This window comes from Vibrio sp. RE86 (assembly GCF_013114545.1).
Classification (GTDB): domain Bacteria; phylum Pseudomonadota; class Gammaproteobacteria; order Enterobacterales; family Vibrionaceae; genus Vibrio.
The window spans coordinates 121,425-147,381 of the sequence record NZ_VTXI01000001.1 but is presented as its reverse complement, the minus strand read 5'-3'; the positions used below and the strand labels follow the sequence as shown (position 1 = coordinate 147,381).

25 protein-coding genes are annotated in these 25,957 nt (G+C 44.9%); 11 read left to right on the top strand and 14 right to left on the bottom strand.

The annotated features are described in order from the left end of the window. The first annotated feature begins 187 nt into the window (after positions 1-187). A complete protein-coding gene (hcp, locus tag F0231_RS00740) occupies positions 188-1,849 on the top strand; it encodes a hydroxylamine reductase (RefSeq protein WP_171757803.1) in 1,662 nt (553 codons plus the stop codon). Positions 1,850-1,922: 73 nt separating this feature from the next. Next, entirely contained in the window at positions 1,923-2,957 is a 1,035-nt protein-coding gene (locus F0231_RS00735) for a hybrid-cluster NAD(P)-dependent oxidoreductase (RefSeq protein ID WP_171757802.1), read from the top strand. 79 nt (positions 2,958-3,036) lie between these two features. On the opposite strand, the gene F0231_RS00730 is transcribed toward F0231_RS00735, so the two are convergent. Then, positions 3,037-4,410 carry a YjiH family protein gene (locus F0231_RS00730; RefSeq protein WP_171757801.1) on the bottom strand — a complete coding sequence of 458 codons (1,374 nt, stop codon included), beginning with the start codon at positions 4,408-4,410 and terminating at the stop codon, positions 3,037-3,039. A 289-nt stretch (positions 4,411-4,699) separates the two neighbouring features. On the opposite strand from F0231_RS00730, the gene F0231_RS00725 reads away from it, so the two are divergent. Further along, positions 4,700-6,547 (top strand): MFS transporter, encoded by a 1,848-nt coding sequence (locus F0231_RS00725; protein ID WP_171757800.1) that lies wholly within the window; start codon positions 4,700-4,702, stop codon positions 6,545-6,547. A gap of 17 nt (positions 6,548-6,564) precedes the next feature. Here F0231_RS00725 and F0231_RS00720 read toward each other — a convergent pair whose 3' ends face one another. From F0231_RS00720 to F0231_RS00710, 3 genes are read right to left on the bottom strand one after another with little or no spacing between them, the layout of a single operon-like run. Further along, positions 6,565-7,563 carry a succinylglutamate desuccinylase/aspartoacylase family protein gene (locus tag F0231_RS00720; RefSeq protein ID WP_171757799.1) on the bottom strand — a complete coding sequence of 333 codons (999 nt, stop codon included), beginning with the start codon at positions 7,561-7,563 and terminating at the stop codon, positions 6,565-6,567. 40 nt (positions 7,564-7,603) lie between these two features. Beyond that, positions 7,604-8,032 (bottom strand): MarR family winged helix-turn-helix transcriptional regulator, encoded by a 429-nt coding sequence (locus F0231_RS00715; RefSeq protein ID WP_171757798.1) that lies wholly within the window; start codon positions 8,030-8,032, stop codon positions 7,604-7,606. Between the two features lie 20 nt (positions 8,033-8,052). Then, on the bottom strand, positions 8,053-8,679 hold the full coding sequence (locus F0231_RS00710; RefSeq protein WP_171757797.1) for a cytochrome b/b6 domain-containing protein: 627 nt from the start codon (positions 8,677-8,679) through the stop codon (positions 8,053-8,055). 146 nt (positions 8,680-8,825) lie between these two features. Between F0231_RS00710 and F0231_RS00705 the strand changes: the two genes are divergently transcribed. Continuing rightward, complete coding sequence (locus tag F0231_RS00705) at positions 8,826-9,251, top strand: cytochrome c (RefSeq protein WP_171757796.1); 426 nt, start codon at positions 8,826-8,828, stop codon at positions 9,249-9,251. Between the two features lie 49 nt (positions 9,252-9,300). Continuing rightward, positions 9,301-9,963 (top strand): hypothetical protein, encoded by a 663-nt coding sequence (locus tag F0231_RS00700; protein WP_171757795.1) that lies wholly within the window; start codon positions 9,301-9,303, stop codon positions 9,961-9,963. A 51-nt stretch (positions 9,964-10,014) separates the two neighbouring features. On the opposite strand, the gene F0231_RS00695 is transcribed toward F0231_RS00700, so the two are convergent. Genes F0231_RS00695 through F0231_RS00685 form a run of 3 tightly spaced genes read right to left on the bottom strand, consistent with a single transcriptional unit; the run spans position 10,015 to position 12,891 of the window. After that, complete coding sequence (locus tag F0231_RS00695) at positions 10,015-10,920, bottom strand: DMT family transporter (RefSeq protein ID WP_171757794.1); 906 nt, start codon at positions 10,918-10,920, stop codon at positions 10,015-10,017. Position 10,921: 1 nt separating this feature from the next. Beyond that, on the bottom strand, positions 10,922-11,665 hold the full coding sequence (locus F0231_RS00690) for a 2OG-Fe dioxygenase family protein (RefSeq protein WP_171757793.1): 744 nt from the start codon (positions 11,663-11,665) through the stop codon (positions 10,922-10,924). Between the two features lie 11 nt (positions 11,666-11,676). Continuing rightward, positions 11,677-12,891: an argininosuccinate synthase-related protein gene (locus tag F0231_RS00685; RefSeq protein ID WP_171757792.1), complete on the bottom strand. Its 1,215-nt coding sequence runs from the start codon at positions 12,889-12,891 to the stop codon at positions 11,677-11,679. Between the two features lie 98 nt (positions 12,892-12,989). Here F0231_RS00685 and F0231_RS00680 point away from each other — a divergent pair, with 98 nt between their 5' ends. Further along, positions 12,990-13,904, top strand: a complete 915-nt coding sequence (locus tag F0231_RS00680) for a LysR family transcriptional regulator (protein WP_171757791.1) — start codon at positions 12,990-12,992, stop codon at positions 13,902-13,904. A 60-nt stretch (positions 13,905-13,964) separates the two neighbouring features. Here the strand turns inward: F0231_RS00680 and F0231_RS00675 are convergent, their stop codons facing one another. After that, the gene (locus tag F0231_RS00675; RefSeq protein ID WP_171757790.1) at positions 13,965-14,504 is read right to left on the bottom strand and encodes a peroxiredoxin family protein; all 540 of its coding nucleotides are present in this window, start codon (positions 14,502-14,504) and stop codon (positions 13,965-13,967) included. A 202-nt stretch (positions 14,505-14,706) separates the two neighbouring features. On the opposite strand from F0231_RS00675, the gene F0231_RS00670 reads away from it, so the two are divergent. After that, positions 14,707-15,921 (top strand): low temperature requirement protein A, encoded by a 1,215-nt coding sequence (locus tag F0231_RS00670; protein ID WP_171757789.1) that lies wholly within the window; start codon positions 14,707-14,709, stop codon positions 15,919-15,921. An 81-nt stretch (positions 15,922-16,002) separates the two neighbouring features. On the opposite strand, the gene F0231_RS00665 is transcribed toward F0231_RS00670, so the two are convergent. Continuing rightward, on the bottom strand, positions 16,003-17,181 hold the full coding sequence (locus F0231_RS00665; RefSeq protein ID WP_171757788.1) for an MFS transporter: 1,179 nt from the start codon (positions 17,179-17,181) through the stop codon (positions 16,003-16,005). A 217-nt stretch (positions 17,182-17,398) separates the two neighbouring features. Here F0231_RS00665 and F0231_RS00660 point away from each other — a divergent pair, with 217 nt between their 5' ends. Continuing rightward, the gene (locus tag F0231_RS00660; protein WP_171757787.1) at positions 17,399-17,890 is read left to right on the top strand and encodes a GNAT family N-acetyltransferase; all 492 of its coding nucleotides are present in this window, start codon (positions 17,399-17,401) and stop codon (positions 17,888-17,890) included. Between the two features lie 18 nt (positions 17,891-17,908). Here F0231_RS00660 and F0231_RS00655 read toward each other — a convergent pair whose 3' ends face one another. Continuing rightward, positions 17,909-18,877, bottom strand: a complete 969-nt coding sequence (locus F0231_RS00655) for a phosphotransferase (RefSeq protein ID WP_171757786.1) — start codon at positions 18,875-18,877, stop codon at positions 17,909-17,911. Position 18,878: 1 nt separating this feature from the next. Then, positions 18,879-19,157 (bottom strand): GNAT family N-acetyltransferase, encoded by a 279-nt coding sequence (locus tag F0231_RS00650; protein WP_171757785.1) that lies wholly within the window; start codon positions 19,155-19,157, stop codon positions 18,879-18,881. A 171-nt stretch (positions 19,158-19,328) separates the two neighbouring features. Here F0231_RS00650 and F0231_RS00645 point away from each other — a divergent pair, with 171 nt between their 5' ends. Then, positions 19,329-20,063 (top strand): flagellar brake protein, encoded by a 735-nt coding sequence (locus F0231_RS00645; protein ID WP_171757784.1) that lies wholly within the window; start codon positions 19,329-19,331, stop codon positions 20,061-20,063. Positions 20,064-20,137: 74 nt separating this feature from the next. Here the strand turns inward: F0231_RS00645 and gltS are convergent, their stop codons facing one another. Continuing rightward, on the bottom strand, positions 20,138-21,364 hold the full coding sequence (gene gltS, locus F0231_RS00640; protein WP_171757783.1) for a sodium/glutamate symporter: 1,227 nt from the start codon (positions 21,362-21,364) through the stop codon (positions 20,138-20,140). Positions 21,365-22,017: 653 nt separating this feature from the next. Between gltS and F0231_RS00635 the strand changes: the two genes are divergently transcribed. After that, entirely contained in the window at positions 22,018-22,938 is a 921-nt protein-coding gene (locus F0231_RS00635; protein ID WP_171757782.1) for a DUF368 domain-containing protein, read from the top strand. Positions 22,939-23,034: 96 nt separating this feature from the next. Here F0231_RS00635 and add read toward each other — a convergent pair whose 3' ends face one another. After that, a complete protein-coding gene (gene add, locus F0231_RS00630) occupies positions 23,035-24,027 on the bottom strand; it encodes an adenosine deaminase (protein ID WP_171757781.1) in 993 nt (330 codons plus the stop codon). Between the two features lie 193 nt (positions 24,028-24,220). Between add and F0231_RS00625 the strand changes: the two genes are divergently transcribed. Continuing rightward, positions 24,221-24,886, top strand: coding sequence for a Crp/Fnr family transcriptional regulator (locus tag F0231_RS00625; protein WP_171757780.1), 666 nt, complete (start codon positions 24,221-24,223; stop codon positions 24,884-24,886). Positions 24,887-24,945: 59 nt separating this feature from the next. Here the strand turns inward: F0231_RS00625 and F0231_RS00620 are convergent, their stop codons facing one another. Beyond that, the gene (locus F0231_RS00620; protein WP_171757779.1) at positions 24,946-25,923 is read right to left on the bottom strand and encodes an arginine deiminase-related protein; all 978 of its coding nucleotides are present in this window, start codon (positions 25,921-25,923) and stop codon (positions 24,946-24,948) included. Between the last annotated feature and the right edge of the window lie 34 nt (positions 25,924-25,957).

Genomic DNA, 25,957 nt, shown 5'->3' with positions numbered 1-25,957 from the left:
GGCCCATTGTTGTAAAAAAGACATCAGTGCCGTTGTCCTTTTCACAACAAGAGCCAAAACAAGGATCCATTTATTTAAATAAAATCAAATACTTAAACTTTGGCACAATCCCTGCTTTTACAGTGACATATTAAAACGAAGCGCAACAAACCGCTGATAATTAAATAATCGTTACTGGAGACACGCTATGTTCTGTATTCAATGTGAACAGACTATTCAAACCCCAACCGTTAAAGGTTGCTCATTCGCACAAGGTATGTGTGGGAAAACCTCTGAAGTTTCTGATCTTCAAGATGTTTTGGTTTACACGCTGCAAGGTGTCTCTTACTGGGCTCAGCAAGCGAAAAAATTCGACATCATCGACGCTGAGATTAACCAATGGGCACCGCGAGCTTTCTTCTCTACGCTGACCAACGTTAACTTCGACCCAGCACGTATTCTTGAACTCTCTGCGCTAGCTGCCCAATTCAAAGCTCGCTTAAAAGAGCAAACGTTAGCCGCAGCAAAACTGGGAGACGTTGCGCTTGAAGAGGCGCCAGCAGTTGCTGACTTTGAGCTTCCTGCTAGCGCTGAAGAAATCCTTGCTTACGCACCTCAAGTTGCGGTTAACCGTGGTTACGAAACGATCAGTGAAGATGTCATCGGCCTGCGCCTACTTTGTCTATATGGCCTAAAAGGTGCGGCTGCTTACATGGAACACGCACGCGTTCTTGAGCAAACTTCAGATGACATCTTTGCCGAATACCACCAAATCATGGCGTGGTTGGGTACCGATCCTGAAGATCTTAATGCATTGTTAGAGTGTTCAATGCAGATCGGCCTAATGAACTATAAAGTGATGGAAATGCTCGATCACGGTGAAACCAAAACGTTTGGTCACCCTGAGCCGACAGCGGTTAACGTGAAGACAGTCAAAGGCAAAGCGATCTTAGTATCAGGCCACGATCTTCATGATCTTGAGAAGATTCTTCAGCAAACCGAAGGCAAAGGCATCAACGTCTACACCAATGGCGAGATGCTACCTGCACACGGTTACCCAGAGCTGAACAAATACCCTCACTTAGTAGGTAACTACGGAAGCGCTTGGCAAAACCAACAAAAAGAGTTTGCGAACTTCCCTGGTGCCATCGTGATGACGTCAAACTGTCTGCTTAACCCTAACGTAGGTCAATATGCCGATCGCCTATTCACTCGCAGCATTGTGGGCTGGCCTGGAGTGGCGCACATTGAAGGTGACGATTTCAGTGAAGTGATCGAATGTGCACTTGCACAAGACGGCTTCCAGCACGATGAAATTGAGCAAATGATCACAGTAGGCTTTGGCCGCAACGCTCTAATGCAAGCTGCACCAGCCGTGGTTGAAGAAGTAAAAGCGGGCAACATCAAACACTTCTTCCTAGTCGGTGGTTGTGACGGTGATAAATCTGAACGTAGTTACTACACCGACTTCACCGCACAAGCACCAGAAGACAGCGTTATTCTAACTCTTGCGTGTGGTAAGTTCCGTTTCAACAAGAATCAATTTGGCGACATCAACGGCATTCCACGTCTTCTTGATGTTGGCCAATGTAATGATGCGTACTCAGCAATTCAGCTTGCGCTTGCTCTGTCTAAAGAATTTGATTGTGACATTAATGAGCTACCACTGACTCTTGTCCTATCTTGGTTCGAGCAAAAAGCGATCGTGATTCTACTGACTCTGTTTGCTCTAGGCGTGAAAGGCATTTACACCGGCCCAACTGCGCCTGCGTTCTTAACGGACAACCTAATCAAGGTCATTCAAGATAAGTTCGATATGCGCAGCATTGGCAACGTAGAAGAAGACCTAAAAACTATCCTAGCGGCTTAATCCCTTCACTGATCACGCCCGATGCTTAGAGTATTTTACTCTTTGTATTGGGCGCTTTTGTACGAGAGAAACGATGTTTATTGAATGGCAAAATAATCAATCTGCAAAAATGCGTTGCGTCGATAAATGGGACGAAACGGACGATACGGTTAGCATCAAACTTGAGGCGGCCGATGGCAGTCACCTTCACTTTAGTGGTTTTAAGCCAGGACAGTTTGTATCACTCGGCTTCGAGTTGAATGGGAAAATGGAATACCGCGCTTATTCCCTCTCTTCAATGCCCGGCGATGATCATCTAAAACTTACGATTAAACGCGTTGACGGTGGTCTTGTGTCGAATCACGTCATCGACCAATTTAATATTGGCGACGCTGTCGATGTATTAGCGCCTACAGGACCATTTAATAGTGTCGATTGCCCACCAAAGAAAAAGGTCGCTTTGCTTAGTGCAGGCTGTGGTATCACCCCTGTGATGTCGATGGCTTCAACTTGGCTTCGGGATAAAGAGAGTATCGACATTACCTTTATCCATATGGCAAAAAGCGCAGACAAAACGATCTACTTTGATCAGTTAGAGTCGATGGATGCTGCTAATGACAACTTCGATTTCAAACTATTGCTTAAAGATAATAGTGGTACACGTCATCCCCAGGGACGACTCGACAAAGAATGGCTGAATACACTTTGCCCAGATATTGCTGAACGCACTGTCTACCTATGTGGCCCGACTCAGTTTATGCAAGATATGGAAAGCAGTGCCTTAGCGCTGGGTGTCGCTCCTGAGCAATTCCATCAAGAGAGCTTCACCCCGATCGAAGCTCATTCGGAAAGCGAATCCGATGGTGTGGTTCAATTTGAAGTACCCGCGTTTGGCGTCGCAACCGAAGTCACTCAAGGCTCTACCCTTGCAGACGTATTGGAAGAGAACGGCGTGCCAATCATCATCGCTTGCCGCAGCGGTATGTGTGGTTCGTGCAAGTGTAAGGTGACTAAAGGTGAGGTCTCGCGCACCAGCACTGAAACCTTGAGCGAAGAAGATATTGCCAATGGTTATACGCTAGCCTGCTCAAGCCAAGTTCAAAGTGATGTCGAGATTGAACTGGCTTAAAAAGACCTATTCCAATCTGGATAAACAAAAAAACCGATAGGCCTAAGCGTATCGGTTTTTTATTTATCATTTTAAATTTTTAGAAGATTGCGTGAGCCACTAGAACAATGATTGGCAGTGTTACTAACGTTCTCAGTAGGAAGATAGCAACAAGTTCTAGGAAGTTAATTGGCACCTTGCTGCTTAGAATCACTGAACCTGTCTCTGACATGAAGATAAGCTGAGTAACCGAAAGCGCTGCTACCACAAACTTCGTTAGGTCAGTATTGATGGTTGATGCTGCAATGATTGATGGAACGTACATGTCTGTAAAGCCAACTAACATTGTCTCTGCTGCCGCAGCTGCTTCTGGCACATTTAGCATTTCTAGAAGAGGGACAAACGGCGCACCCAATAGTGAGAAGATTGGTGTCGCTTCTGCAACGATAAGACCAAGAGTACCAATCGCCATAACCACCGGTAGTACACCAAACACCATATCTAACGCATTGCTGATACCTTCTTTCGCGACCGAACCTAGGTTTTTCACTTTGTCTGCACGTTTAAGTGCAAGTTCAAGACCGTAACCCACTGTGGTTTTGCCTGCAGGAACTAACTCATCATCACGGTTAGGCGCAGTACCATCGATGTATAGATCTTTCTTGTAAGACAGAGGTGGAAGGAACTGAATCACCATTGCTGCCACAACACCTGACAGACAGATTGCGAAGTAGAATGGAACAAAGTAGTTCGCCAGACCAACTTGAGTCAGTACTACAAGAGAGAACGAGATACCAACAGGTGAGAACATTGTTGCGACAACTGCCGCTTCACGCGCCGTGTATTTCTTATCTTCGTACTGTTTACTTGTCAGGATAACACCTACCGTGCCATCACCTAACCATGAAGACATACAGTCAATCGCAGCTCTACCTGGTAGACGGAAAACTGGACGCATCAGCTTGCTGAGCATCGTGCCAAGCAACTCTAGAAGACCAAAGTTCAACAGTAGTGGCAGTAATAGACCCGCTAAGAAGAACGTCACAAGCAGAGACGGTAGAAGGTCATTCAGAACCAGTCCACCCGTGTTGCCATTCCAAATGATCTCAGGACCAATCTGGTGGAGCGCTAACAAAGTAAATGCCGCACCCAGTGAACGAATCACTAACCATGTTGGCGATAGTACAAAAAGTCTAGTAAGCAGAGGAGATTGAGTCACAAAAGTTGGCTTGATTAGACTTGCTGCAATCGATGCAATCGCAGAGAAACAAATCACACCTGTTACGGTAGGTAAAATGGCATCACCCAATACGGCTTTAACCCCTTTCGCCATCAGCGCTAGCGGGAAAGTAAAGTTACCATCGTACGTTAATGGTGCAAGGAAAAAGAACAAACCCAACAGTGATGGAATCGCAAACATTAATAAGTTTCTGTTTGTCTTATGATTCTCTTGGGCAAGAAGTGTATCGCTCATCTGACGGCTCCCTAGATGACTACAAAATCACATTTAGTGAATAACTTTTCAATGAGAGCGATTATATCGATAAAAAATCCCAAAACAAGCGATAAATGAAATTTTATTCACCATTAGTGGATTAAAAGTCAAAATAACCCGCCATGTAAACGAACAGATCTAGTATGTTATATTTTTGATACCAATAAATTTCAGAATGGTATGCAGTTAGGTATACTCAATGTTTCAAACTCCATGTAAATCGGTATCAAATAAATAAATCACTTTTAAAGGGATTCATTCGAGCTATATGACCATCACTGCAACCCTGCGTCCATTGACTCTCCTCTTCATCAGCTCGTTCTTGCTCATGAGCAGCCATGGGCTGAGCGGCATCCTGCTCCCAGTCAAACTGGCGGCAGAACAAGTCGGTGTTCAATCGATCGGTTTTATTTTGTCTATGTACTCGGTCGGCTTCTTGCTGGGCGCTATCATCGGGAAACGAGTTCTGAGGCAAATCGGCTTAGTGCGTACCTTTGCTATGTGTGGCAGTTTAGGCGCAAGTGCAATTTTGATCATGGGTTTAAGTGAGGAGGTTTGGGTATGGTCCATCATGCGTGCACTGATGGGATTTTGTATTGCGTGTGCCACCGCGACTCTAGACACATGGTTTAACAGCGTTTCTAGTGAATCTAACCGAGGTAAGATCCTAGCGTTTAACCAGGTCGTCATTCTTAGTGCGATTACCTTAGGCCAGTTTGGCTTGGCTTTGGCGCCGCCTAGCGAGACTACACTGTTTATCCTATGTGGTGTCTTGTTCAGTATTTCTGTATCGCCTGTGGTGTTTGTTTCTCAGTTTGAACCTCAAATAGAAGAAACCGAATCTATGCCTTTACGGTCCATTTACACCCTATCTCCGCTTGGATTTGTGACCTGCTTCGTGTGTGGCATCCTATACTCGACTATCGCTAACATGTTACCCGTTTACGCTGGTGAGCAAGGGATCACAGGGTTTGAACTCTCTGTCTTTATGGGAGCAGCAACCGCTGGCGGTATCTTGCTTCAATTGCCTATGGGTTATCTTTCCGACAAGTTCGAGCGACGTAAGGTGATTCTATTTGGCTGTTTTGTCCTCGCCGTGACTAGCTTTGCTCTACCAGTTTCACTTGAGCTCGGTTGGCAATTCGCTCCGCTGATGTTAGTCGCAGTGACGATGGGATTAATCGCCTGTCTTTACCCACTGAGTATTTCAGAAACCTTTGACCGAGCAATCAAATCCCAACTCGTGCCCGTGCTTTCTGGCTTACTCTGCATCTATGCCATTGGCTCAATCATCGGTCCCTATACCGCCTCAATTTTGATGCAAAGAATTGATGATAGTGCGCTGTTTGGCTTTATCATTTTCGTCGATATTGCCCTTATCATGTTCACTATCTATCGTATGTCAGTGCGCCAAGCGCTGCCTGTCGAGGAACAAGAGAGCTTTGTCATGCACACCCCGGCTTCGATTCATGAAGAGCTCGACCCTCGAACTGAATATCAAGAGCATTCTCTGTTTGTCGATGAAGCACTCGAACAAGTTGAAACTTTGGCGAAAGAGCACCCAAGCAAAGCCATTGCGTTTATTCGTGAACTTTCAAACCGTAACCCGGAGTGGACCGCTGCACTGGCCGAAAAAGCCGCTCAAATTGAGTCCATCGACACGGTGACTCTGTTTAGGGCACTCACTCTAACCAACCCTGAACTGTCGGTCGAAATCGCAAAACGCTTGGCGGAAACTGAACAAATTGAGAGTGTTATTGAGTGGTTGTTAGAGAAAGAGCCAGAAAACACCATGAAGATCCTCGTGACCATCAGTGACTCTCTCGAAGAGGAAACGAGCTCAATCGTTGAAACGCTCGCAGAGCAAGCGCCTGAAATGTTGGCAGAATTTAGCCAAGAGATGGTCAGTACAATTGTCGAAACGAATCAAAATCTACGATCCGCAGACCGTGAAGAGAGCGACATTAATGAATCGGTCGAAGAGTTTATCAGTAGTGTCGCTGAATCTGCTCCAGAGCAAGTCAAAGAGATCAGTCAGATTGTGGAGCAGTCAATTGCGGTGCATGAAGAACTACTGGATGCCCAGCTTTCGGACTCAGATGGGTCGAAAGCTTAGCATCCAGTTACCAGAGATCACTTGATCAGTCTTACCACCAGTGAACCAGGTGCGCGAACGGATTCAACGTTGTGGCTAATTACTGTGCCTTGCGACGGTGAGTGGTAAACCTGAATCTCATCGCCAAAGCTGTTGTATTGAGTTGCAACCTTTTGCCCCTGCTCAACACGTTCCATCAACTCGACATGACAAATAACAAATCCACCTTGCTGCGCGCGAATACTGGTAATGCTATCGCCTTCGACACATGGTTGTTCTGTCTGGAGCACTTCGCCCTGAACAAGCTCATACGAGCGTAAGACATTGAGCACACCTGTTGTCGCGCGCTCAACCATTTCAAGATCCGTGTATCGCCCTACGCCCACTTCTATTGTGATGGAAGGAATGTCAGCTCGATTATACACGGTCTCTAAAATGCCCGGATCACCTGGGTCATTTAAAATAACATCGGGGTTAATCAACCTCGCCATGCGAATCGCATCCTCAATTCGATAGTCAGCAAACGCATAAAGTGGGTAGGCACTACCACTGGTTTGAGAGTGCAAATCGATCGCTAAGTCAGCATTAGGTTTAAGTAGATTTTCCCACAAACTGTGTGCATAACGACTCGCATCATCCCCATTTGGGTCACCTGGAAACAGGCGATTTAAGTTCGCAGAAGAGCTGTCTGGTGCGGCCGAATGAAAATCACGACTATGGCGAGCAATGCCCGATAGGTTCACTGCTGGCACAATCGTAATACAGCCAGCGATCGTTTTTCCTTCTAGCTCTCGCGCAATTTTCTGCGCCGTGAGAATCCCGTTTTGCTCGTCACCATGAACACCCGCCGTAATCATGATGCGTTTGCCCGGCTTGTCGCCTTTAAACACTCGAACTGGCAGCGTTTGAGGATGACCAATGGCATCCGTTGCCACTGCAAACCAAAATTTATGCTCTCCAGCCTCAAGTGCATTCACATCTAACGCTTGAAGCGTCGGGTACATCGGGACAATGCATTCATTTAGTGGTTTGGTCATTTCACACTCCATTCAAACCTAATTTGCTACGACGGGCGAGTTAGACTCTATCCACCAGCTTCTTTAATAAGCGAACCAACTCTTTCTGTTCACTTAGCTCTAACGCACTCAAGTACTCATTGTTTATCCTGGCAGGGATTGGAATCAGCTTACTCTCAAGCGCCCTTCCCTCGTCCGTTAGGTAAATACGAAAAGAACGACGACTTTCTGGATCCGCTTGACGTTCTACTAAACCAAGTTTCTCTAGTTTGTCTAAGGTGCGCGTCGTCGTCGAGTTTTCCACTTTGGATTTCTTGGCGATTTCTCTTTGAGTCACGCCCTCTTCTTCCCATAAACACATTAGCGTCGGCCAAAGTGCTATTGTTAGACCATGCTTTTTGAGCTCACTATCAAACAGCTTTGAGGCATCGTTGGCTAATACGTTAATCAACCAACCAAAACTCGTCTGTCTATCAAAATCTTGACTCATTGTAATAGTCATCCATTAAACTATGCTGAAAATGCAATAATTGCCATGGTAACTGATGCGCTCACAACAAGCACCAACAAAGCACGCAGTTGCGATACAAATAGCACACCATTAACGCCTGTTAGGCGAGTTTGAACACCTGTGAACATCGCTTTGGTGAGCGGCTTTCCACGTAATTTGTAGAACAGTACCGCTCCAACATGCAAAGCAATCATCGCCGGAAGCACGTTAACTAACCCTAAATGTATCGATTCCAACGCGCCAAAGACGTCTTCTGTTAACCAGTACTGAGCCAGTGGTAAACCATCCAACAAACCTGCCAAAGCTAACCCCGAAATACATTGCAGCAGTAATGCACTCATCATCACCATTACCATCCAGCCGCCTGCAGGGTTATGACCTGCCGCCGCTTGCTGGCGCCCGAATAGATAAAATATCACCGCCTTGGGAGAACGTACAAATTGACCAAAACGGCTGGTTTCACTACCAACCAATCCCCATATTACTCTCCAAGTAAGCAACGTAAACAAAGCTAAACCCAACTGAACATGTGGGCCATTTCCACTAAATCCGCTAGCCATTAACCCAACAAACAGTCCTGCTTGAGCCCAGTGATAAAGGCGTGTTGCTAAATCCCATACTTTCATTTTCTTCTCTCTCTAATTCGTTCATTTCAACCTTTTCCAAATAATTTACACAGCAATAGTTGCAATTGCAACTATTGCTGTGTAAATTAAATCTAAAGCGAGGAAATGATCCTCAATCGATCAAACTCATTCATCGGAGAAGAAACGTGAAAAAGACACTAACCACTCTACTTGCAGTGTTGCCTTTGTGTGCATTTGCTCAGCAAAGCACTATTGAGCAACGTCAAAACGCTTTTAACGAAATCGACTCCGTTACGAAACAGAGTGAAAAGCTACTAAGCCAGTCAGACATAAACTGGCTATTGCTTGGCGAAAGCAGCAAGACACTGAAAGAACATAGCCACGCTCTACTGTCACTCTTCCCTGAAGGGAGCCAGCAAGGGAGCAAAGCCAAAGCATCGGTATGGAACTCACCTGAAAAATTTCAACAACTCTTGGCTCAAATGGATCAGGGTTATCAAACTCTTTACCAAGCGAGCTTAGAGCAAGACCTATCAAAAGCTGAGCGTGGATTAGAGCAAGCACAAAACACCTGCCGTGGTTGCCATCGCAGCTATCGTTCACGCTGGTAACACACAACAACTTTGATAAAGACAGACATCAACGAATTAGGAAACCACTATGAAAACACTTACTATCACAACACTTATCGCGTCACTATTTACTGCTACTCTCGCAACAGCTGCCGACTATGGTGTGGAGCTGGCTTGGAACACCGACAACGCACAACAAGTCTTAGATACAATGCCAGAACAAAAAGCGGCCTTTGGTGAGTTGATTGCCCAAGGAGAAATCAAAGATATGTTCGTTTACCGTTCTCAACTTAATGGACGTTCAGTACAGATGCTTCGCTTTGTGATAGAGGCAGACAACGAACAACAGGTAAACGACAAGTTGAAAGATCTGCCACTCTATAAACAAGAGCTAGTAAAAATTGCAGATATCCAGCCAATGGGCTCCAAGTGGCTAGACAATACACCGGTTTACAACAACTATGGGGTGACGATTACTTGGAAAAAAGGGATCGAAGCATTAGAAATGGATCGTGTTTTGGGCATTGATTTACAACGTGTCATCAGCTTAAACCAGGCAGGGTTAGTCACCTCTTCTTACTTAGATACTCAAGAACTGGACAACGGAGTTGTGCGCCCTATCTATTCGGTTTCTTTCCTTGCGAAAGATGCTCAACACGCTCAAGAACTGAGCCAGCAATTCGAAGCTGTCAGTTTGGGTTATGCCACGACACAGGTCATGCACCTTGGGCATAAAATTAAGATCCAATAAACAAAAAAAGCGGGCTAACCATAGCCCGCTTCTATCGATATTTTAAAAAACTTAGGTCTCTTTCGTCGATGTGACGATCACACTAAACAAAATCAACGCCCCGCCAACTACTTGCAAGATTGATAATGACTCTTGTAGCCAAATCATCGCAAAGATGGCTCCGAACAGTGGTTCACTACCCATTAGCAATGATACTCGCGTCGGTGATGTTCTTCTGACAGCATAGTTTTGAACATAAAAAGCAAACAGAGTACAAAACAGCACTAGGTAGCCAATGGTGATCCAGAATTCTGTACTGGTTGGGAGAACAAACTCCGAAGCGGGCAAATAACTCACCGCACAAACAATCGCGACTAACGCAACAACCAAAGACTGCAATGAGGTCAATGTTGTTGTCGTGATCTGTTTACCTTCCGTAAATCGTTTCGTCAGAGTGACCATTAAAGCGCGTAACACCGCGGCTGCGAGAATAAAGTAATCACCCGAATTCAGAGAAAACTCAAAACCTTGATCACTGGTGAGCAAAAGTACGCCGATGACACTGCATAATGTCAAAGCCCAGAGCGTATTGCTGACACGTTTTTTGTTGATGATCAGTTCAGCAAACGCCGTAAGAATGACCGACAAACTAATTAGGAATGCCGCATTCGATGCAGAGGTCTGTGCGACCCCAAACACTTCGCAGAAAAAAATCGCCGAGAGAATAAAGCCGGTCGGTATGGCAATCTTCCAGTCTTTATTGAGCCCTTGGCGAAAGTCTCGAATCACTACAGGTAGCATACATAGAAAAGTGATCGAGAAACGAATCGATATAAATACCAGCACACTTGTGTAAACCAATGCGCTCTTTGTTAAGCCGTAACTTGTGCCCCAAAATATTGCCACCAGCAGCAATAATGATTCGGTCAGCGGAAACTTAAAACTTCCTTTTTTTAATAATCCCGTAGCCGTTGACATGTTATTCCTCCATTTTGGTAAACGCGATAACCAGTACATCTCTATACGCGTATCTGTCTAATTCATCAGGTGCGATCGCCGACACCTCGTGCATGGTTTGTTCATCATTCGCCAGAACAACGTCGAACGTTTTATCCAATGTGATTCGTTCTAAAACGTTTTGCTCGCTGTCGGTAATCGTGGTTTCACCGCCTTGTGCATTACTCTTATTGATCATCAAAGAGGCGATGAACGTCACGCCATCTCGATGCAAACCTTCAGGGGTTGGCTGACCTTCTTCAACGCCGTCAGCAATAATTCGATAAGGGTGTAAACGAATGTTCCAGTTGGTCTTTTGGCCTTCTACTCCGTCGTAAATGTCACTCATCAGTAGCAATAGTTTTTCCAGAACCGGAGAAGTAACAAATCGATCGGTTAGCGGTTCAAAGTGACGCTCAATATCCCCATTAAGGTGATTAATATATGCAGGTTGAACGTAAGGCTCGTGGGGCAACATAGTGATCTGGTGACCGGATTTCAGTTTGTTAAACTGACCATATCGGCGATAGCGATACGCTCCGCCATCAGCCATATATCGGTCACGTTCTAGGTGATTCCAACAGTTTTTAAATCGGATGACTTCGTCAACATTGGTCGACAATAAGTTGGTCATCTGCTTACCACTGATAAACACATAGTGATTATCTGCAAGCAAACGGGCTATCACCGAGCTATGTCGCTGTAAGGGGCTTTTGACTGTGTCCATACTGCTACTCCCTAATTAACGGTTTGGTGTCGAGCTTTACTATCAGATACGGTGAGGGTTCGTTGGCTACGCTGCTGAGCAACCTGAACCTCCCATGCATCTCTATCACGCAGATAACGAGGGTGCTCAGCGACAATACTGGTTGCCAACACTTGTCCGCGTGATAGTGAAAAAAGAACACTGCCAGAGATAGACTCGGCAGTGTGAGCGATGAACGCATAGCACGAGCTTTGCAGTAAGCTTCCCCATCGGCCTTCGACAGCTTCTTGGGTCCACATTTCGTTATGCATCGCTTTTGCTCTGAGAACATCAGTAGGAAGAGTGGCTGTTTCCAGCAACTTATATGCTTTCATGAGGATGTTTGCGGCGGGTGCTTCACGCACCTCTAACACTTTTTCATCTTCATCTAGGTGGTCGAATCCTACATATCGACCGATTTCATACGCGCCAACGTGGTTGTTAATGAAAGCAATCAGTTCTTTAAGAGACATCGGCAGATCGTTGATCGTGACTGGATACCCCTTACGAAATCCTATTTTGATTTGGTTTTTATCAAGCTGCTTACTGGTATCCCATTTCGACCAAGTAAACAGAGACTCAGACAAGACAAATGATTCAGGGTCATCCAGAACACCCGATTCAAATTCACGGCACCAAAGGTTGGCATCACCACTCACATTTCGTGATTTAAAGCCGACTAAACCTGAATGGAACAGCGCTGCTGATTTTTCATCACGCGTTAAAGCTGTGTATTCATACGGAGAGCCGTAATAGCCCTTGTAGCCACTGGCTTCAATAGCACCATTGAGTCGGCGTAAGCTATTTTGAGATTGGTTTGCAGTGTGGATGATCGCCTCACAGCCGAGTTGCTGAGCAAGTTCAACGGCTTTTTTTACAATGATCGGGCGAGACAACGAAGAACTAACAGGGTAGTCCCCCATGTAGAGTGCTTGAGATTGAATTGCGGACACCAAACTGTGTTCAACGAACTCTTGCTGAGCATCGACAATTTTCAGATCGACACTGTAGTGGTCAGCGATCAGTTGTAAGTTCGACTGATCAATCCCTTCACCTAGATCTATCGCCACAGCGGTCACTTTTACTTGCGACTCTTTCAGTAGCTCTAATAAGTAGGTGCTATCTAAACCACCACTAAATAGTGTCAAAACGTGTTTTACAGACTTCGAGATAGTCTGAACATCTTCAATACTTCTTAGCTTCTTCACGTCATTTCTTCCCTGTTCTTGCCATTTATTGACTTAATTAGTATCCATAAGTAACTTAAACGAAACAATATAGTAAAAATGCAAAGGATTTTTGCACGATGGACACAAATAGACTCATTCCCCTGCTTTCGGAGATGGCGATCTTCGTCCATGTGGTCGAATCAGGGAGTTTTTCTCAGACGGCGAAAAAACTCGGCGTTGCGCCATCCTCGGTAAGTCGCTCAATTACCCGTTTGGAAAATGCATTAGAAGAGAAGCTATTGGAGCGCACCACTCGGCAAATGCGCCTAAGTACCACTGGGCAAGAAGTGTATAGCTTATGCAGTGATATGATGAATTCCGCCAAAATGGCCGTATCGGCAGCGCAAGTTGATAAAAGTATCGTGTCAGGATCACTGAGAGTCGCCGCGCCTAAAGCACTCTCTCGACAAGTATTGATGCCAATGATTTTGGACTTCATTGATGCCTACCCTGATGTTGCCCTGCAACTCAAAGTTGCCGACCACTATATCGACCCTATTGGAGATGAAGTCGATGTCATCATTCATATCACCGACAAACCCACAGAAGGCTTGATTGCAAAAAGATTGGCAGATTGCCGTTTGATCATGTGTGCAAGTCCAGACTACTTAGGCGAGCATGGCACACCAATCCACCCAGAAGACATCACCAAGCACAACTGTATTTGCCTTGGCGAAAATCCTAGAGACCGCGTATGGGACTTCACCAACAACCTGAAAAAGATCTCCATCAACGTTAGCGGTTCATTCACCGTGAACCACAGTGAGATCCGAAGAGAAGCGGTATTAAGAGGGGTAGGCATTTCAGTATTCCCAGAGTTTGCCATTCGCTCTTACATTGATTCTGGCGAAGTCGTTGAGCTACTCAAAGATTGGCATGTCGGGGGCAACTACCAAGGGCGAGTCGTTGCTCAATACGCACAATCAAAGTTTATTCCTAGTCAGATCAAAACGTTTGTTGAGTATCTCGCTCAACGTTTTAATGGTCTATAAAAACAAAAAAGCAGGTCGTATTTCACGGCCTGCTTTTTTAATGCCAGCTCACCTCAGCCGTTAGTATTCAGCTGTCCCGCGAATTGGATAGTTATTGTTTGGATCACGAATCCAAGACAGGCCACGTGTTAATGCTCCAAGTTCAGGTCGGACAAATGGATTGTTGGAGATATCCACCACGTGCAAATCCCCTTTCTCATTCACAACGAACAAGCCTGGCTCTGCAAAGTTATGATCCGTTTCTTGCTCTGAACGAGGCAAAGAGATGTATAGACCCAAGGTTTGCATCTGTTTCTCTGTCAGGCCGTAAGCAATTGGGAAACTAATGTCGAGCTTTTCAATGTGCTCTTCCAACTGCTGCTTCGAGTCACCTGATACCGCTAGGATATCAACACCCGCATCGACAAAAGCCTGTTTGTAGCTTTCAATCTCATTCAGGTATTTAGTACAAAGCGGGCAGTGTTTTCCACGATAAACAAACACAGCTTGCCAAGTTGCCTCTCCTTGAGGTTGACCTAAGGTAACACTCGTTCCGTCTAACTTGGTCGCAGTAAGGTGAGGGAACTGATCACCCGCTTTTAGTTTAACTGAAGTGCTCATTGTGACTCCTAATTTGTATGTTCGTCATTTAGCTACCAAGATTAAGTTAGGCACTAAGTGTCAATTATTCAAGTAGTTACCTTTTGGTGACCTGTAAAATATGAAAAACTTGAGCCTCAATAAATACAATACAAAGCTCTCTATAATCAATTTATACTGAGTACAATTTGATTAACATTCCCTTTAATTAAGGCCTCATCACATGGACTTGGCAAAAAAACACCCCCTTTGGCGTAAACCAAAACATCACCTAGACGCGGATGCCAGCAGTGATCACGTACATTGGATTGAACTCTTCTACGACCTCGCGCATGTTGTCGCGATTTTTGTTCTCGGTAATTTTCTTAGTCAACACCTCGATTTTTCCGGGTTCCTAGTTTTTGCCGCACTTTTTACAGTCATATGGTTTGCATGGTTTGATCTCAGCTTGTTTAACTCAATGTATGTAAGTACGGATGTACAGCATCGCTATATAATGGCCGCTCAAATCATCACCATCATGATCATGTCCTCTGCTATTGTACATATTGATGGTGCTGGGTGGGGCTACTTTGCTATTGGTTACGCCATAAACCGAGCAATCATGTCTTGGCTTTATTTTCGTGCTAAAACGCTCGATGAAGTCGAATCTCGACTACCAAGCCGCATATCACTCAACTTTGCCCTCGCCGCCATCATATTTATTGCCAGTGCTTTACTACCAAAACCATACAGTTACATCGCCTTTGCTACAGGTATGGCTGTGCAAGCGTTGCTCTATATCGCACCAAAGGTAGGCGTTTTATACAATGAACGTTTCTTGCCTCGATTTGGACACATGGCAGAGCGCTTTGCGTTACTTCTGCTCATTGTCGCGGGGGAAGGGTTCTTCAAACTTGTCATCACATTAGCAGAGAAAGGGATCGATAACGTTGTCGGCGATATTTTCGTCAACTATGCATTCGGAGGGTTGTCCATCTTCCTTCTATGTTGGATCTACTTCGACTTTGCTGGAAACGGAAAGCCACGCGATACTCAGCCCAAGACATTGATCAAGTGGACAATTTCTCATCTTGTCTTAATGCTTTCATGTGTTGCCATTGGGGTTGCTCTTTCAGCGGAAGTAAAAGTTAGCTTTATGGAGCAATACCCGATGAAATATGCGACGCTTGGCTGTCTGGGACTTGCGACATATCTATATTGCCTTCTCAAAATCCAAGAAGTTATTGAGCTAAGAACGGCGCACCGCTTTGCGACCGCTAAAGTACGCTACATCGGTATTGGTTTAGCGTTCTTTACCCTTCTCATTGTGGGATTCGTTCCTTCGTTTATTGGCAACTTCTTCTGGGGATTAGCTCTGTTCTCTCAAATTTTGATTCCTGTTAGAACCGCATTCAAAACACTAACTGAAGAGATGAAGCAAGAAAGTGCTGAGTGATAACCCTTAAGAAAAAACTCACTAAGCTATACAAAAAAGCCCACGGACTGTTCGTGGGCTTTCTACACTGTTAAAGGTCAATTAACTCCACTTAAGAACTCGAACTTCATTGCCCTCTTCAGGCGTTCTTGGAATGTTGAGTGACAAGACTAAGCTCACCAATGCCATAGCAGCACCAATGTAGAACACCGCTGACGGGGAAACCAACCAAATAAAGCCAAACGTCACTGGAATAAAGACCGCTGCGATGTGGTTAATGGTGAACGACACACCGGCGGTAGAGGCCATATCCGCAGGATCTGCAATCTTTTGGAAATAGGTCTTTATTGCCAAAGCAAGAGCAAAGAACAGATGGTCAATTACATAAAGAGCCGCCGCCCATTCAGCCGTTTCAACTAATGCATAACCAACAAAGACACCAACCAAGCCGACATACTCAAACATCAGTGCTTTGCGCTCACCTACCTTACCGATGAACTTGCCGATGCGCTTAGCAAACAAGAAGTTAAATAGGTAGTTAATCAAAAACAGCATAGTGATATCAGCTGCAGAGTAGCCAAAGCGCTCAACCATTAAGAAGCCAGCAAACACAGTGAAGATTTGTCGGCGAGCACCACTCATAAATGTGAGTGCGTAGTAGAGCCAGTAACGCTTTCTCAGCACAAGCTTCTTGTTTTGCTGCACTTTGGTTTCAAATTCAGGAAAGGCAAACGCCATCCAGACCACCAACACAAAGCCTATTCCACCAAACGTCAGGTAAACCCATTGGAAGTCCATAACCAAGATCTCTAGGCAGAACCACAAAGCGCCATAGGTGAAGAGAGAAGCCAACGCACCAATTGAGATGAACTTACCCAGCATTTCCGGCGCTTCGTCTTTACTCAACCATTGCAGAGAAAGCGACTGTTTGAGCGTTTCAAAGTAATGAAAGCCAGTCGACATGAGCAGTGTGGTAAACAGCAAACCAAAAAGGGAAGGAAAGAAGCCGGTGATTGCTGTGCCGAGTGTCAACGCGCCTAGCGCCAAGATCATAAAGCGTTGCTCACGAATAAACAGCAGTACAAAAACAGCTGTAAACGCGAGAAAACCAGGAATTTCGCGCACGCTCTGAAGTAAGCCGATGTCAGAGCCATCAAAGTTCGCACGTTCGATAACAAAGTTATTAAGCAGCGCCATCCAGCTTGAGAAAGCGATCGGGACAACGATTGAGATAAGCAATAGGAAATTTTGTGGCGTTTTCCAGCTTGCAGAGTGGTTCATGTTAAATTCCTTATGTGAATATCCTGTTACGATAAAACGCCGTTCTCCTAGACACAAACTTATTTACAATTTATACCCACTACTCATAAATAGCGTAAAACACTCAACATGTCAGCATTAACAACTAGCTCAATAAAAATATTAAAAACAATACTTTAAATATTAATCACTTCTCGTTATGGTGTTTTTATGTTCAACCAGTCGAGAGGCAATAATAATGGAAATAATAGTACGTCCGACACAAGTGAGTGATGCGGCAGCATTAAGTGAAATCTTTTCGCAACCTAAAGCGCAAAGAGAAACACTCCAGCTACCTAAACCATCAGTAGCAATGTGGACACAACGACTGGAAAACATGCCTCAAGGAGTTTATAGCTTTGTCGCAGAAGTGGACGGCAAAGTGGTCGGTAACATTGGTTTTGAACATTCACAAAGACCTAGAACCGCGCACTGCGCCAGCTTCGGCATTGGTGTTCACGATGCGTTTCACGGCTTAGGTGTTGGCAGTAGGCTGATCGAGACGGTGTTAGACCTTGCGGACAACTGGCTGCAAGTAAAACGAGTGCAGATTGAGGTCAACACCGACAATGAAGGGGCAATAGCTTGCTACAAAAAGTTTGGTTTTGAAATTGAAGGTGAATCCAAATTTGGCTCTTTCCGTGATGGTGAGTATATCAACACCTACTATATGGCTCGAATCAAGGTTTAAATAGACGAAGGCTTACCGCTATGGGTAAGCCTTTAATAATTCCAACGCCCGTAAAGTGAGCTTCTCTGTGTAAGGATTTATCTTCCAGTGATTTGGGCTCCACCCTTTCACAAAACGCTGAAAATCAGCCCAAGCAATCGCAAACATTGGTCGCCAAGCTTGTTCAACATCATCAACATTAAGCTGTGGCTGATGCTCTTTCAGCGCCAGTCTCAAGTGTTTAAAGTAACTATCTAACACCCAAGCCTCTTGCTCTTCACAATATTCTGGTTCGATAGCACTGCTCATAAACAGCGCGACATCTTTCATTGCGCAGCCTCGGCCTATGTATTGAAAATCGACGGCCGCCGCTTGAGTCCCATCGGGCGTAAAACAGAAATTCGCCAACTTACCATCGCCGTGTACCAAAGTTTGATAAGGCGTTTGAGTTAAAACTCGATCAATCTTCTCTGCATGGGACTTTAGTCTTTTGTCATCTAACGACTCAAGCTCATCGGGACGCGTTGCCAAATGCCAATAGGTTCCAGACTCCCAAAGCCCTGTTCCATTATCGCCAATATGTTGAGCATGAAAGTAAGCCAACCAACGCAAAGCCGAATCAAGGTGCTGCGGTTCTGCCTGCTTAACCACTTCAGAAAACCCTGCTTGTTTGAGGTCCTCCATTACGACCAGCAGTTCTTGATCGTGTTTTGCTACTTTCAATGCTCTTGGCACCTTAGCTAAACATTGATTGGCGCTCTGTTGGTACCAGTTCAATTCAACTTGATAAGAGCGCAGTTTTCTTTGATGAGAAAGTTCACTGTTCCAGCCTTTGGGGTGGTGTTCGGGCTTAGGCAGCAAGATATGTTTAACGATGACGCTGCTATTGTCGGTATAAAGACGAACCAATTCGCCATATCCGCCCCACAAGGTTTGCAGAACTTCTACAGACTCTAGCTGCTGATAACCTAATGACTCAACAAGAGCCTGATAATCATACTGATTCATCTTATGCTTTCAGGTGAGCCCATTGTGTGTTTCGCTCAAGATAGTGGACAACATAGCTACAAATAGGCTCCACTTTGCAGTTAAGCTGGTCTACTTCAGCAAGTACAGCTTCCATCATCACTTTGCCATACCCCTTGCCTTGTAGCGCTTCTGGCACCTTAGTAGAGGTAATTGCGTACACCTCGCCTTTTAGCTCAAACTTAGCGATTGCGTAGTAATCACCTTCTAAATGAACCCGAAACTGTGAGTTTGCTTCATCGATTATCAGCTCATGAGACATGATGACTCCTAAAAATGCTACTTAGATCATACTAATCAAGCACATTGGTGTTTGAATAAACACCAAAGCGCACATAAAATTTATAATATTCGCATTCTCTTAATTGAGATGCGAAATATCAATACCAACCTGCCGATAAAACAATAACATGGTGGGGTCAACGGAGGCTAGATGAATACCCAAGCGGTGGCACCAAAGGCACAGCAAAGTCGCGCTGCAAGCGATCGAAACGTGTCAACATTAAACAGTACTGACGCCTTGTCCATGATTGAGCATGGCAGTGAGTTAACCATGGGTATCTCAACCCCAGTCGGCACCACATTTCGTTGCAAGACTTCGTTTATCGGCACTCACTCCGACAACCTTGTATTGGTCGAACTCCCTAAGGTTTCCGAAGACGATCTCAACTTCTTTTTTCAAAGTGGATTCTGGGTAACAGTTCGTGCGATTTCGCCGCGCGGTGAAGGGGCAATTGTCCACTTTAGAAGCCAGATCCAACACGCTACGAAATCCCCAGTTCCTCTGCTCACGCTGTCTATCCCACAAACCATGCAAGTGACTCAGCTGAGAAAAGAGCCTCGCTTTGAAGTAAACCTGACAGCACGCGCATTGAGTAACTCACACAAGCTAGACTGTGAAATCAGAGACTTGTCAAAAGGAGGGTGTCGCTTCGTCACTCCGCCTCTTAGTCGCCCATTCCAAGTCGGGGATGAAGTTTCATTGAATGTGCAGATCACCACAGCAAAAGGCATTCACTTTGAACCTTTGTTTGGTCGAGTGTGTAACCTGCAGCGTTCACTGCACTACGCTCGTTATGGCATGGAATTTACTGACCATGGTAAAAACAACGCGAAGCTTCTGTTGGGTCACCTCAAATTCAATGGTACCAAGCTGACGTTAAGATAACGCGCTCATTGACATAACAAACCCATACAAAAACGCCCCGTCACTGAACGGGGCGTTTTGCTATAAAGGGCTCGTTAACCAATAAAAGAAATGTACCCTTGTAGGATAATAAGGTTAACGATATCAATAAAGAATGCACCAACGATTGGAACCACCATAAAGGCTTGAGGCGACGGCCCAAATCGATTCACTAGTGATCCCATATTCATTACCGCCGTCGGTGTCGCACCTAAGCCAAAGCCACAATGACCACCAGCAATGACCGCTGCGTCATAATTTGACCCCATCACCTTGAACGTAACGAAGTAAGCAAAAATACCCAACACAACAGACTGAACACCTAAAATCACTAGGAATGGGATCGCTAGGTCGAAGATATTCCACAGTTTTAGGCTCATCAGTGCCATAGCTAAGAACAAGGACAGTGAGACGGTACCAAGAATATCGACCGTTTCCGCATCTACTTTGTGTACTTTGGTCACTTCAAGAATGTTGGTGATAAAGACACCAACAAACAGCGCGTAGACAAAGTCAGGAATCATCAACCAACTCACTTCGAAACTGCTGACCCATTGCTCTAAGTATTTTGCACCCGTCACACAGATAAGAAGAATGAAGAGAATTTCGATCACCTTCTTCGCGGTCACTTTATCTTCTTCGTATTCGTTATACGTCACTAGTTCTGGGAAGCGTTCATGGGTTTGCGTGCCCGTACCGTACTCAGATTCAAATCCATTCTTATTGATCAGCTTCTGCGCGACTGGGCTTCCGATAATACCGCCAATAATTAAGCCGAAGGTAGCTGATGCCATGGCAATTTCTAGTGTATTGGACAGACCATAAGTTTCGGTAAAGGTCTGCGACCAAGCCGCCCCTGTGCCGTGACCGCCAGACAGCGTGATTGAGCCAGCGATCAATCCCATCAGGGGATCAAGCCCCAACGCTGTTGCCAACGTGACACCAACACCGTTCTGAATAATGATGTAGAACGACGCAACCGCCAAAAAGATAAAGACTTTAGCCCCACCTTTCATTAGCTGCGTATAGTTGGCCGCTAGACCAACCGTCGCGAAAAACATCAGCATGAAGACTTTTTGCAACGGAAGCGAGAACTCTAAATCGATGCCATTGAAGTGCATCAGTGTGATAATGACCGCGACAATCAAGCCACCCACAATGGGTTCTGGAATATTGAATTTCTTGAGAATTGGAAGCTTAGAGTTAACGAAGTGCCCTAAGAACAAAACACTGATCGCAATTAAGAAAGATTCTAGCGGTCCAACTGAAATTATCTGATTCATATAACCTCTTTTTAGTTATTCACTCATCTTCCTTAACGAGCTCAGAGCCAAAGTAGCCCTGGTGAGCGTTGCTCACATCCATCATTTATCTATTGAAATGGTCCTTATACAAACAGCCTCAAGTTGCTCGTTTCAACAGTCGACCCTATAAAAATGACATAGGGTTTCGAAAAGAAAGCGCACATTATTAATAATCTTAGCCCTGCTTGTCGAGCATAGCTGTGAAAATTCAACAAATAGTCGTTCTAAACATGCGTAAGATTAAAGGTTGCAAGGAAAGCGCTGAGGAAGGATTGACAACCTAACAAACAAAAAAATAGCCAACCGCAAGAGTGCGATTGGCTTATATATAGTGTGAACAAATTTTATTCACTAACAACGTCAGTTGGCTAGGTGACCCTCGGCTTAAGAAGGGTCAGTTAATATAATGCATGTAGTGTGCCAACTTTTAAACGGCCATTTTTTTGCTGTTTACCGCATTTTTTCCTCGATAGGCACTCCTAAAATGCAATATGAAAATCGCATTTTGCAAATATTCGCAAAAACATATTAAACTACATTCTTATAAACACATTTATCAAAAATGAATTTTCATACTTTTTTTACGTCAGAGTCGATATACTCAAGCCACGTTAATTTATCCATCAAAAAGAATGAACTACCTTACTACTTTTCTAAAAGGCATGGCGATGGGCGCTGCCGACGTGGTACCTGGCGTATCAGGTGGTACCATTGCATTTATTACTGGAATCTACGATACCCTGCTAGAGAGCATACGACGTATTAATCCTTCAGTGCTAGGCATCTGGAAACGCGAAGGTTTTAAAGCGGCATTCCAGCATATCAATGGCTTCTTCCTAATTTCACTATTTGGTGGTGTCCTGACCAGTATTGCTACTCTGGCAAAACTTATCTCATGGCTTTTGGTAACTCACCCTATCCCACTATGGTCTTTCTTCTTCGGATTGATCTTGGTCTCCGTCTTTCACATGCTCAAACAGATTGAACAAAGAAGTGTCAGTCGATGGGTGTTCTTGTTACTCGGGGTGGCATTCGCTTACAGCATCACGGTGCTCAACCCGCTCCAGCTTGAACCGACCAGCATCAATGTCTTACTTGCAGGTGGCATTGCGATTTGTGCGATGATCTTACCGGGCATTTCAGGCAGCTTTATTCTGCTATTGATCGGTATGTACACACCAGTGTTGGGCGCAGTAAAGTCATTCGACATCGGCATACTGGCGCTGTTTCTCTCTGGCTGTGTGTTTGGCTTGCTGAGCTTTTCACACGTTCTATCCTGGTTACTAAAGCGTTTCCGTGACCTTACTTTAGTCTTCTTAACGGGTTTGATGATTGGTACGTTACCAAAGATTTGGCCTTGGAAAGAGACGATCAGCTGGCGTACCAACTCTAAAGGTGAGCAAGTACCGTTGGTACAACACAATCTAATGCCATCAGACTTCGAAGCGCTTAACTCACAGCCTGCTCAACTTGGCATCGCTATCGTACTGATGCTTTGTGCGATTGGTTTAGTCCTTGGCTTGGAAAAGTTTGCAGCAAACCAAGACGTTTAAACCTAGAATCACTCCCAATAAAAAACCGCCCTATGAGAAGGGCGGTTTTTTTATTTGTTCATGGTCAGCAAGACCAGTCATACGCTTTACACGAGATTAAGCGTATTGCATCAAGTGCTTTTTCACTTCATCTGTTGCAAAAGACTGCTCAACACTCGCGATATAGATGTGTTTGTAGTCTTCAGCACTCAGCTCAAACTGCTCCATCACCTTTTGAACTTCATCCGTCATTGTCGTATTCGACACAGTGCGGTTATCTGTGTTGATGGTCACAGCTAGGCCATCATTGTAGAAATCTTTCAGTGGGTGCTGCTTAAGCTCAGGGATCGCTTTAGTTTGCACGTTACTGCTTGGACAAGCTTCAAGGCCAACCACATCTTCTTTCACGCGTTGGTAAGCTTCTGCGTGATCCTTGATTGCTACACCGTGACCAATACGCTCGGCACCAAGAAGCTCAATAGCGTCATACACGTTTTGACCACAACCTTGCTCACCAGCGTGGATAGTAATGCGGTAGCCTTTGTCACGCGCGTATTGCGTGTACTCTGCATACTCTGAAGCGAAGTTGTCTAGTTCAGCACCCGCTAAGTCAAATGCGACAACCCCGTTACCTAAGAATGGTGCGCCTGCATCAATAATGTCGTTTACAGAGTCAATCGGAAGCAGCTTTACCAATGACAGAATGTAGTTACCTTTAATATCGTACTGTGCTTCAGCACGTTTCATGCCTTTTACCACACTGCCGATAATTTCAGCATAAGTCAGACCTTGCTGTGTATGAAGCTGAGGTCCAAAACGAACTTCAAGGTACTTTACATTCTCTTTTGCAGCGTCTTCGAATAACTCGAACGAAATACGCTCAATCGCTTCAGCCGTCTGCATCACTTTAATTGGTAGAGCGAAACGGTCTAGGTACTCTTGCAGGTTAGGACAAGTTTCCGGGGCAATCATCATTGTCTTGATGTCTTCAGCATTTTGGCTAGGAAGATCAATGTTGTTCTCAGCAGCTAAATCAAGAACCGTTTGCGGGCGAAGGCTACCATCTAGGTGGCAATGAAGATCAATTTTTGGGAGATCAAAATAGTTCATCTGTTTTTGTCCTAACTTTCCAGCTTATTGAATAAACGTAGCCTGACGCATCTCAGTGGTGGTCATTACGCTTAATCATTTGTTTTGATAACGATAAAACTCATGGTATATGATTAGCGATGATATGTAACACGACAATTGTCCGGTCGCACGCCAAAATAGCCAAATCAATGCAAAGCTAAGCAAACTCACTATGGATAAGAATAAAATTTTACATGACGGATTGAATAAGCTCCGCCAACTAGTGAAACGTGAGCAGTACAAATCCCTGCGAGTCAATAAAGGCGACTGCATCATTCGTCAGCATAGTGAAGTCAATGAGGTCTACTGGACCGAAGCCGCGCGCTTTTCAGTGCAACACACAGCAGAAAATGGCAAGACCCTCAGTCTTGGCGATTATTACCTAGAAGACAACTTCTTTGGAGAAATGGAGTTTTTCTCGGATAAACCTAGCCCTTTTAGTGTCATCGCGACAGATGAAGCAGAGCTAATTGTGATACCGAAAGAGAAGTTCGCGGAGTTTTTGCTGGAAGATGCGCAGGTGGCATTCTGGATGAGCCACCGCATGTCAAACATCTACCTAAACACCATGCACATTGCCATGGAACGTTCCCTCTATCCATTAAAGTTCAACATCATCAAGGATTTGATCGCTCGCTTTACCTCTGAAACTCGCGCTAGAGGACACAGTTATATGTATCAAGAAGCGCAAAGATTTGGCTGCACCGAGAGAGCTTACACACGCATCATCCATGAACTGATTAAGGAAGGACTGGTCAAAAAAGGGGCTGACCATTCTGAGATAGTTCCCGTTGATATTAATAAGCTCAACGACTACCTAGAGCAATATTATCAGTAACGATAAACGCAAAATGGGCACCTACAATGTGCCCATTTTATTGTCTGCCAATTGGAGTGCTATAGATTGTTAGTACGTGTTGGCAAAAACACTTCTCCCAACATACAACGCACACTGCCACCACCGATGTTTTCAATTGTTTTTACGTTAAATGGAAGTAATTTACCGTGGCTAGATAGCTGTGCTCGCTGCGCATTAGAAAACGCATCATAGGCAGACTGAGACATCGCAATCACCTTCTCACCGTTAACCGTCTCAAGTTGTAAAATGTTGCCACAAAACTTGTTCATTTGATCGAGTGAAATAGAAATGACCTGCTTATCCTTCGCCAAAGATTTGATCACGAAACGACGCTCGAACTCGGGGATTACCTCATCGCAGATAACGCAGAAACTCTCACCAATCGCCATCATGACATTGGTGTGATAAATCGGTTTGCCTGACGGCAATGCAGTCTGAAAAGAGACAACGCGATCGTAACCAATTCTCTCAGCGTAATCTTCAAGCACTTCGCGATCACAGCGCTGAGACAAAGCCGCATAGATCGTCTTGTTTACATGGTCTTTAACCATAACGCCGGTACTTTCTAAGTGGGCATCCTGTTGTAAATAGTCAGTTAGCGTATCTTGACGAGAAATGTGGCGACCCGCTTGTTGTAAGGCTTGAGAAAGCGCATCCGTTTTTACTTCGTGCTGGCGGTTTTTACAGGCCATTGGGAAGGTGAACAGTTCACCGTTGGCAGTTGTACTAAACCAGTTATTTGGGAAAACGGCATCGGGCGTTTCAACTTTCCCTTTCGGGTAATCAAACTCCACCACTTGCACACCGGCTTTACGCAGCGACGCAACCATAGTGTTGAACTCTTGCATAGCTGCAACACGAACCTGACTGGTTGATTCGGTGACTTGGTGCTGGAACTCATTGTCTTGCGCCGTTTCAGCGTTAAATGCGAACTCTTTCGGTGGCACCATCACCACACAGTTAGCGTTTTGTACTGTTGATTGTTTTTTTTGTAGTAGGGATTGCTGTTTCAACATTAGGACAAACTCAAATTAGTGCATCTGATAAAGC

Bases quoted from the DNA above. Each gene is read 5' to 3' on its own strand.
- hcp (WP_171757803.1), top strand. From the start codon at position 188: ATGTTCTGTATTCAATGTGAACAGACTATTCAAACCCCAACCGTTAAA.
- F0231_RS00735 (WP_171757802.1), top strand. From the start codon at position 1,923: ATGTTTATTGAATGGCAAAATAATCAATCTGCAAAAATGCGTTGCGTC.
- F0231_RS00730 (WP_171757801.1), bottom strand. From the start codon at position 4,410: ATGAGCGATACACTTCTTGCCCAAGAGAATCATAAGACAAACAGAAAC.
- F0231_RS00725 (WP_171757800.1), top strand. From the start codon at position 4,700: ATGACCATCACTGCAACCCTGCGTCCATTGACTCTCCTCTTCATCAGC.
- F0231_RS00720 (WP_171757799.1), bottom strand. From the start codon at position 7,563: ATGACCAAACCACTAAATGAATGCATTGTCCCGATGTACCCGACGCTT.
- F0231_RS00715 (WP_171757798.1), bottom strand. From the start codon at position 8,032: ATGAGTCAAGATTTTGATAGACAGACGAGTTTTGGTTGGTTGATTAAC.
- F0231_RS00710 (WP_171757797.1), bottom strand. From the start codon at position 8,679: ATGAAAGTATGGGATTTAGCAACACGCCTTTATCACTGGGCTCAAGCA.
- F0231_RS00700 (WP_171757795.1), top strand. From the start codon at position 9,301: ATGAAAACACTTACTATCACAACACTTATCGCGTCACTATTTACTGCT.
- F0231_RS00695 (WP_171757794.1), bottom strand. From the start codon at position 10,920: ATGTCAACGGCTACGGGATTATTAAAAAAAGGAAGTTTTAAGTTTCCG.
- F0231_RS00690 (WP_171757793.1), bottom strand. From the start codon at position 11,665: ATGGACACAGTCAAAAGCCCCTTACAGCGACATAGCTCGGTGATAGCC.
- F0231_RS00680 (WP_171757791.1), top strand. From the start codon at position 12,990: ATGGACACAAATAGACTCATTCCCCTGCTTTCGGAGATGGCGATCTTC.
- F0231_RS00675 (WP_171757790.1), bottom strand. From the start codon at position 14,504: ATGAGCACTTCAGTTAAACTAAAAGCGGGTGATCAGTTCCCTCACCTT.
- F0231_RS00670 (WP_171757789.1), top strand. From the start codon at position 14,707: ATGGACTTGGCAAAAAAACACCCCCTTTGGCGTAAACCAAAACATCAC.
- F0231_RS00665 (WP_171757788.1), bottom strand. From the start codon at position 17,181: ATGAACCACTCTGCAAGCTGGAAAACGCCACAAAATTTCCTATTGCTT.
- F0231_RS00660 (WP_171757787.1), top strand. From the start codon at position 17,399: ATGGAAATAATAGTACGTCCGACACAAGTGAGTGATGCGGCAGCATTA.
- F0231_RS00655 (WP_171757786.1), bottom strand. From the start codon at position 18,877: ATGAATCAGTATGATTATCAGGCTCTTGTTGAGTCATTAGGTTATCAG.
- F0231_RS00650 (WP_171757785.1), bottom strand. From the start codon at position 19,157: ATGTCTCATGAGCTGATAATCGATGAAGCAAACTCACAGTTTCGGGTT.
- F0231_RS00645 (WP_171757784.1), top strand. From the start codon at position 19,329: ATGAATACCCAAGCGGTGGCACCAAAGGCACAGCAAAGTCGCGCTGCA.
- gltS (WP_171757783.1), bottom strand. From the start codon at position 21,364: ATGAATCAGATAATTTCAGTTGGACCGCTAGAATCTTTCTTAATTGCG.
- F0231_RS00635 (WP_171757782.1), top strand. From the start codon at position 22,018: ATGAACTACCTTACTACTTTTCTAAAAGGCATGGCGATGGGCGCTGCC.
- add (WP_171757781.1), bottom strand. From the start codon at position 24,027: ATGAACTATTTTGATCTCCCAAAAATTGATCTTCATTGCCACCTAGAT.
- F0231_RS00625 (WP_171757780.1), top strand. From the start codon at position 24,221: ATGGATAAGAATAAAATTTTACATGACGGATTGAATAAGCTCCGCCAA.
- F0231_RS00620 (WP_171757779.1), bottom strand. From the start codon at position 25,923: ATGTTGAAACAGCAATCCCTACTACAAAAAAAACAATCAACAGTACAA.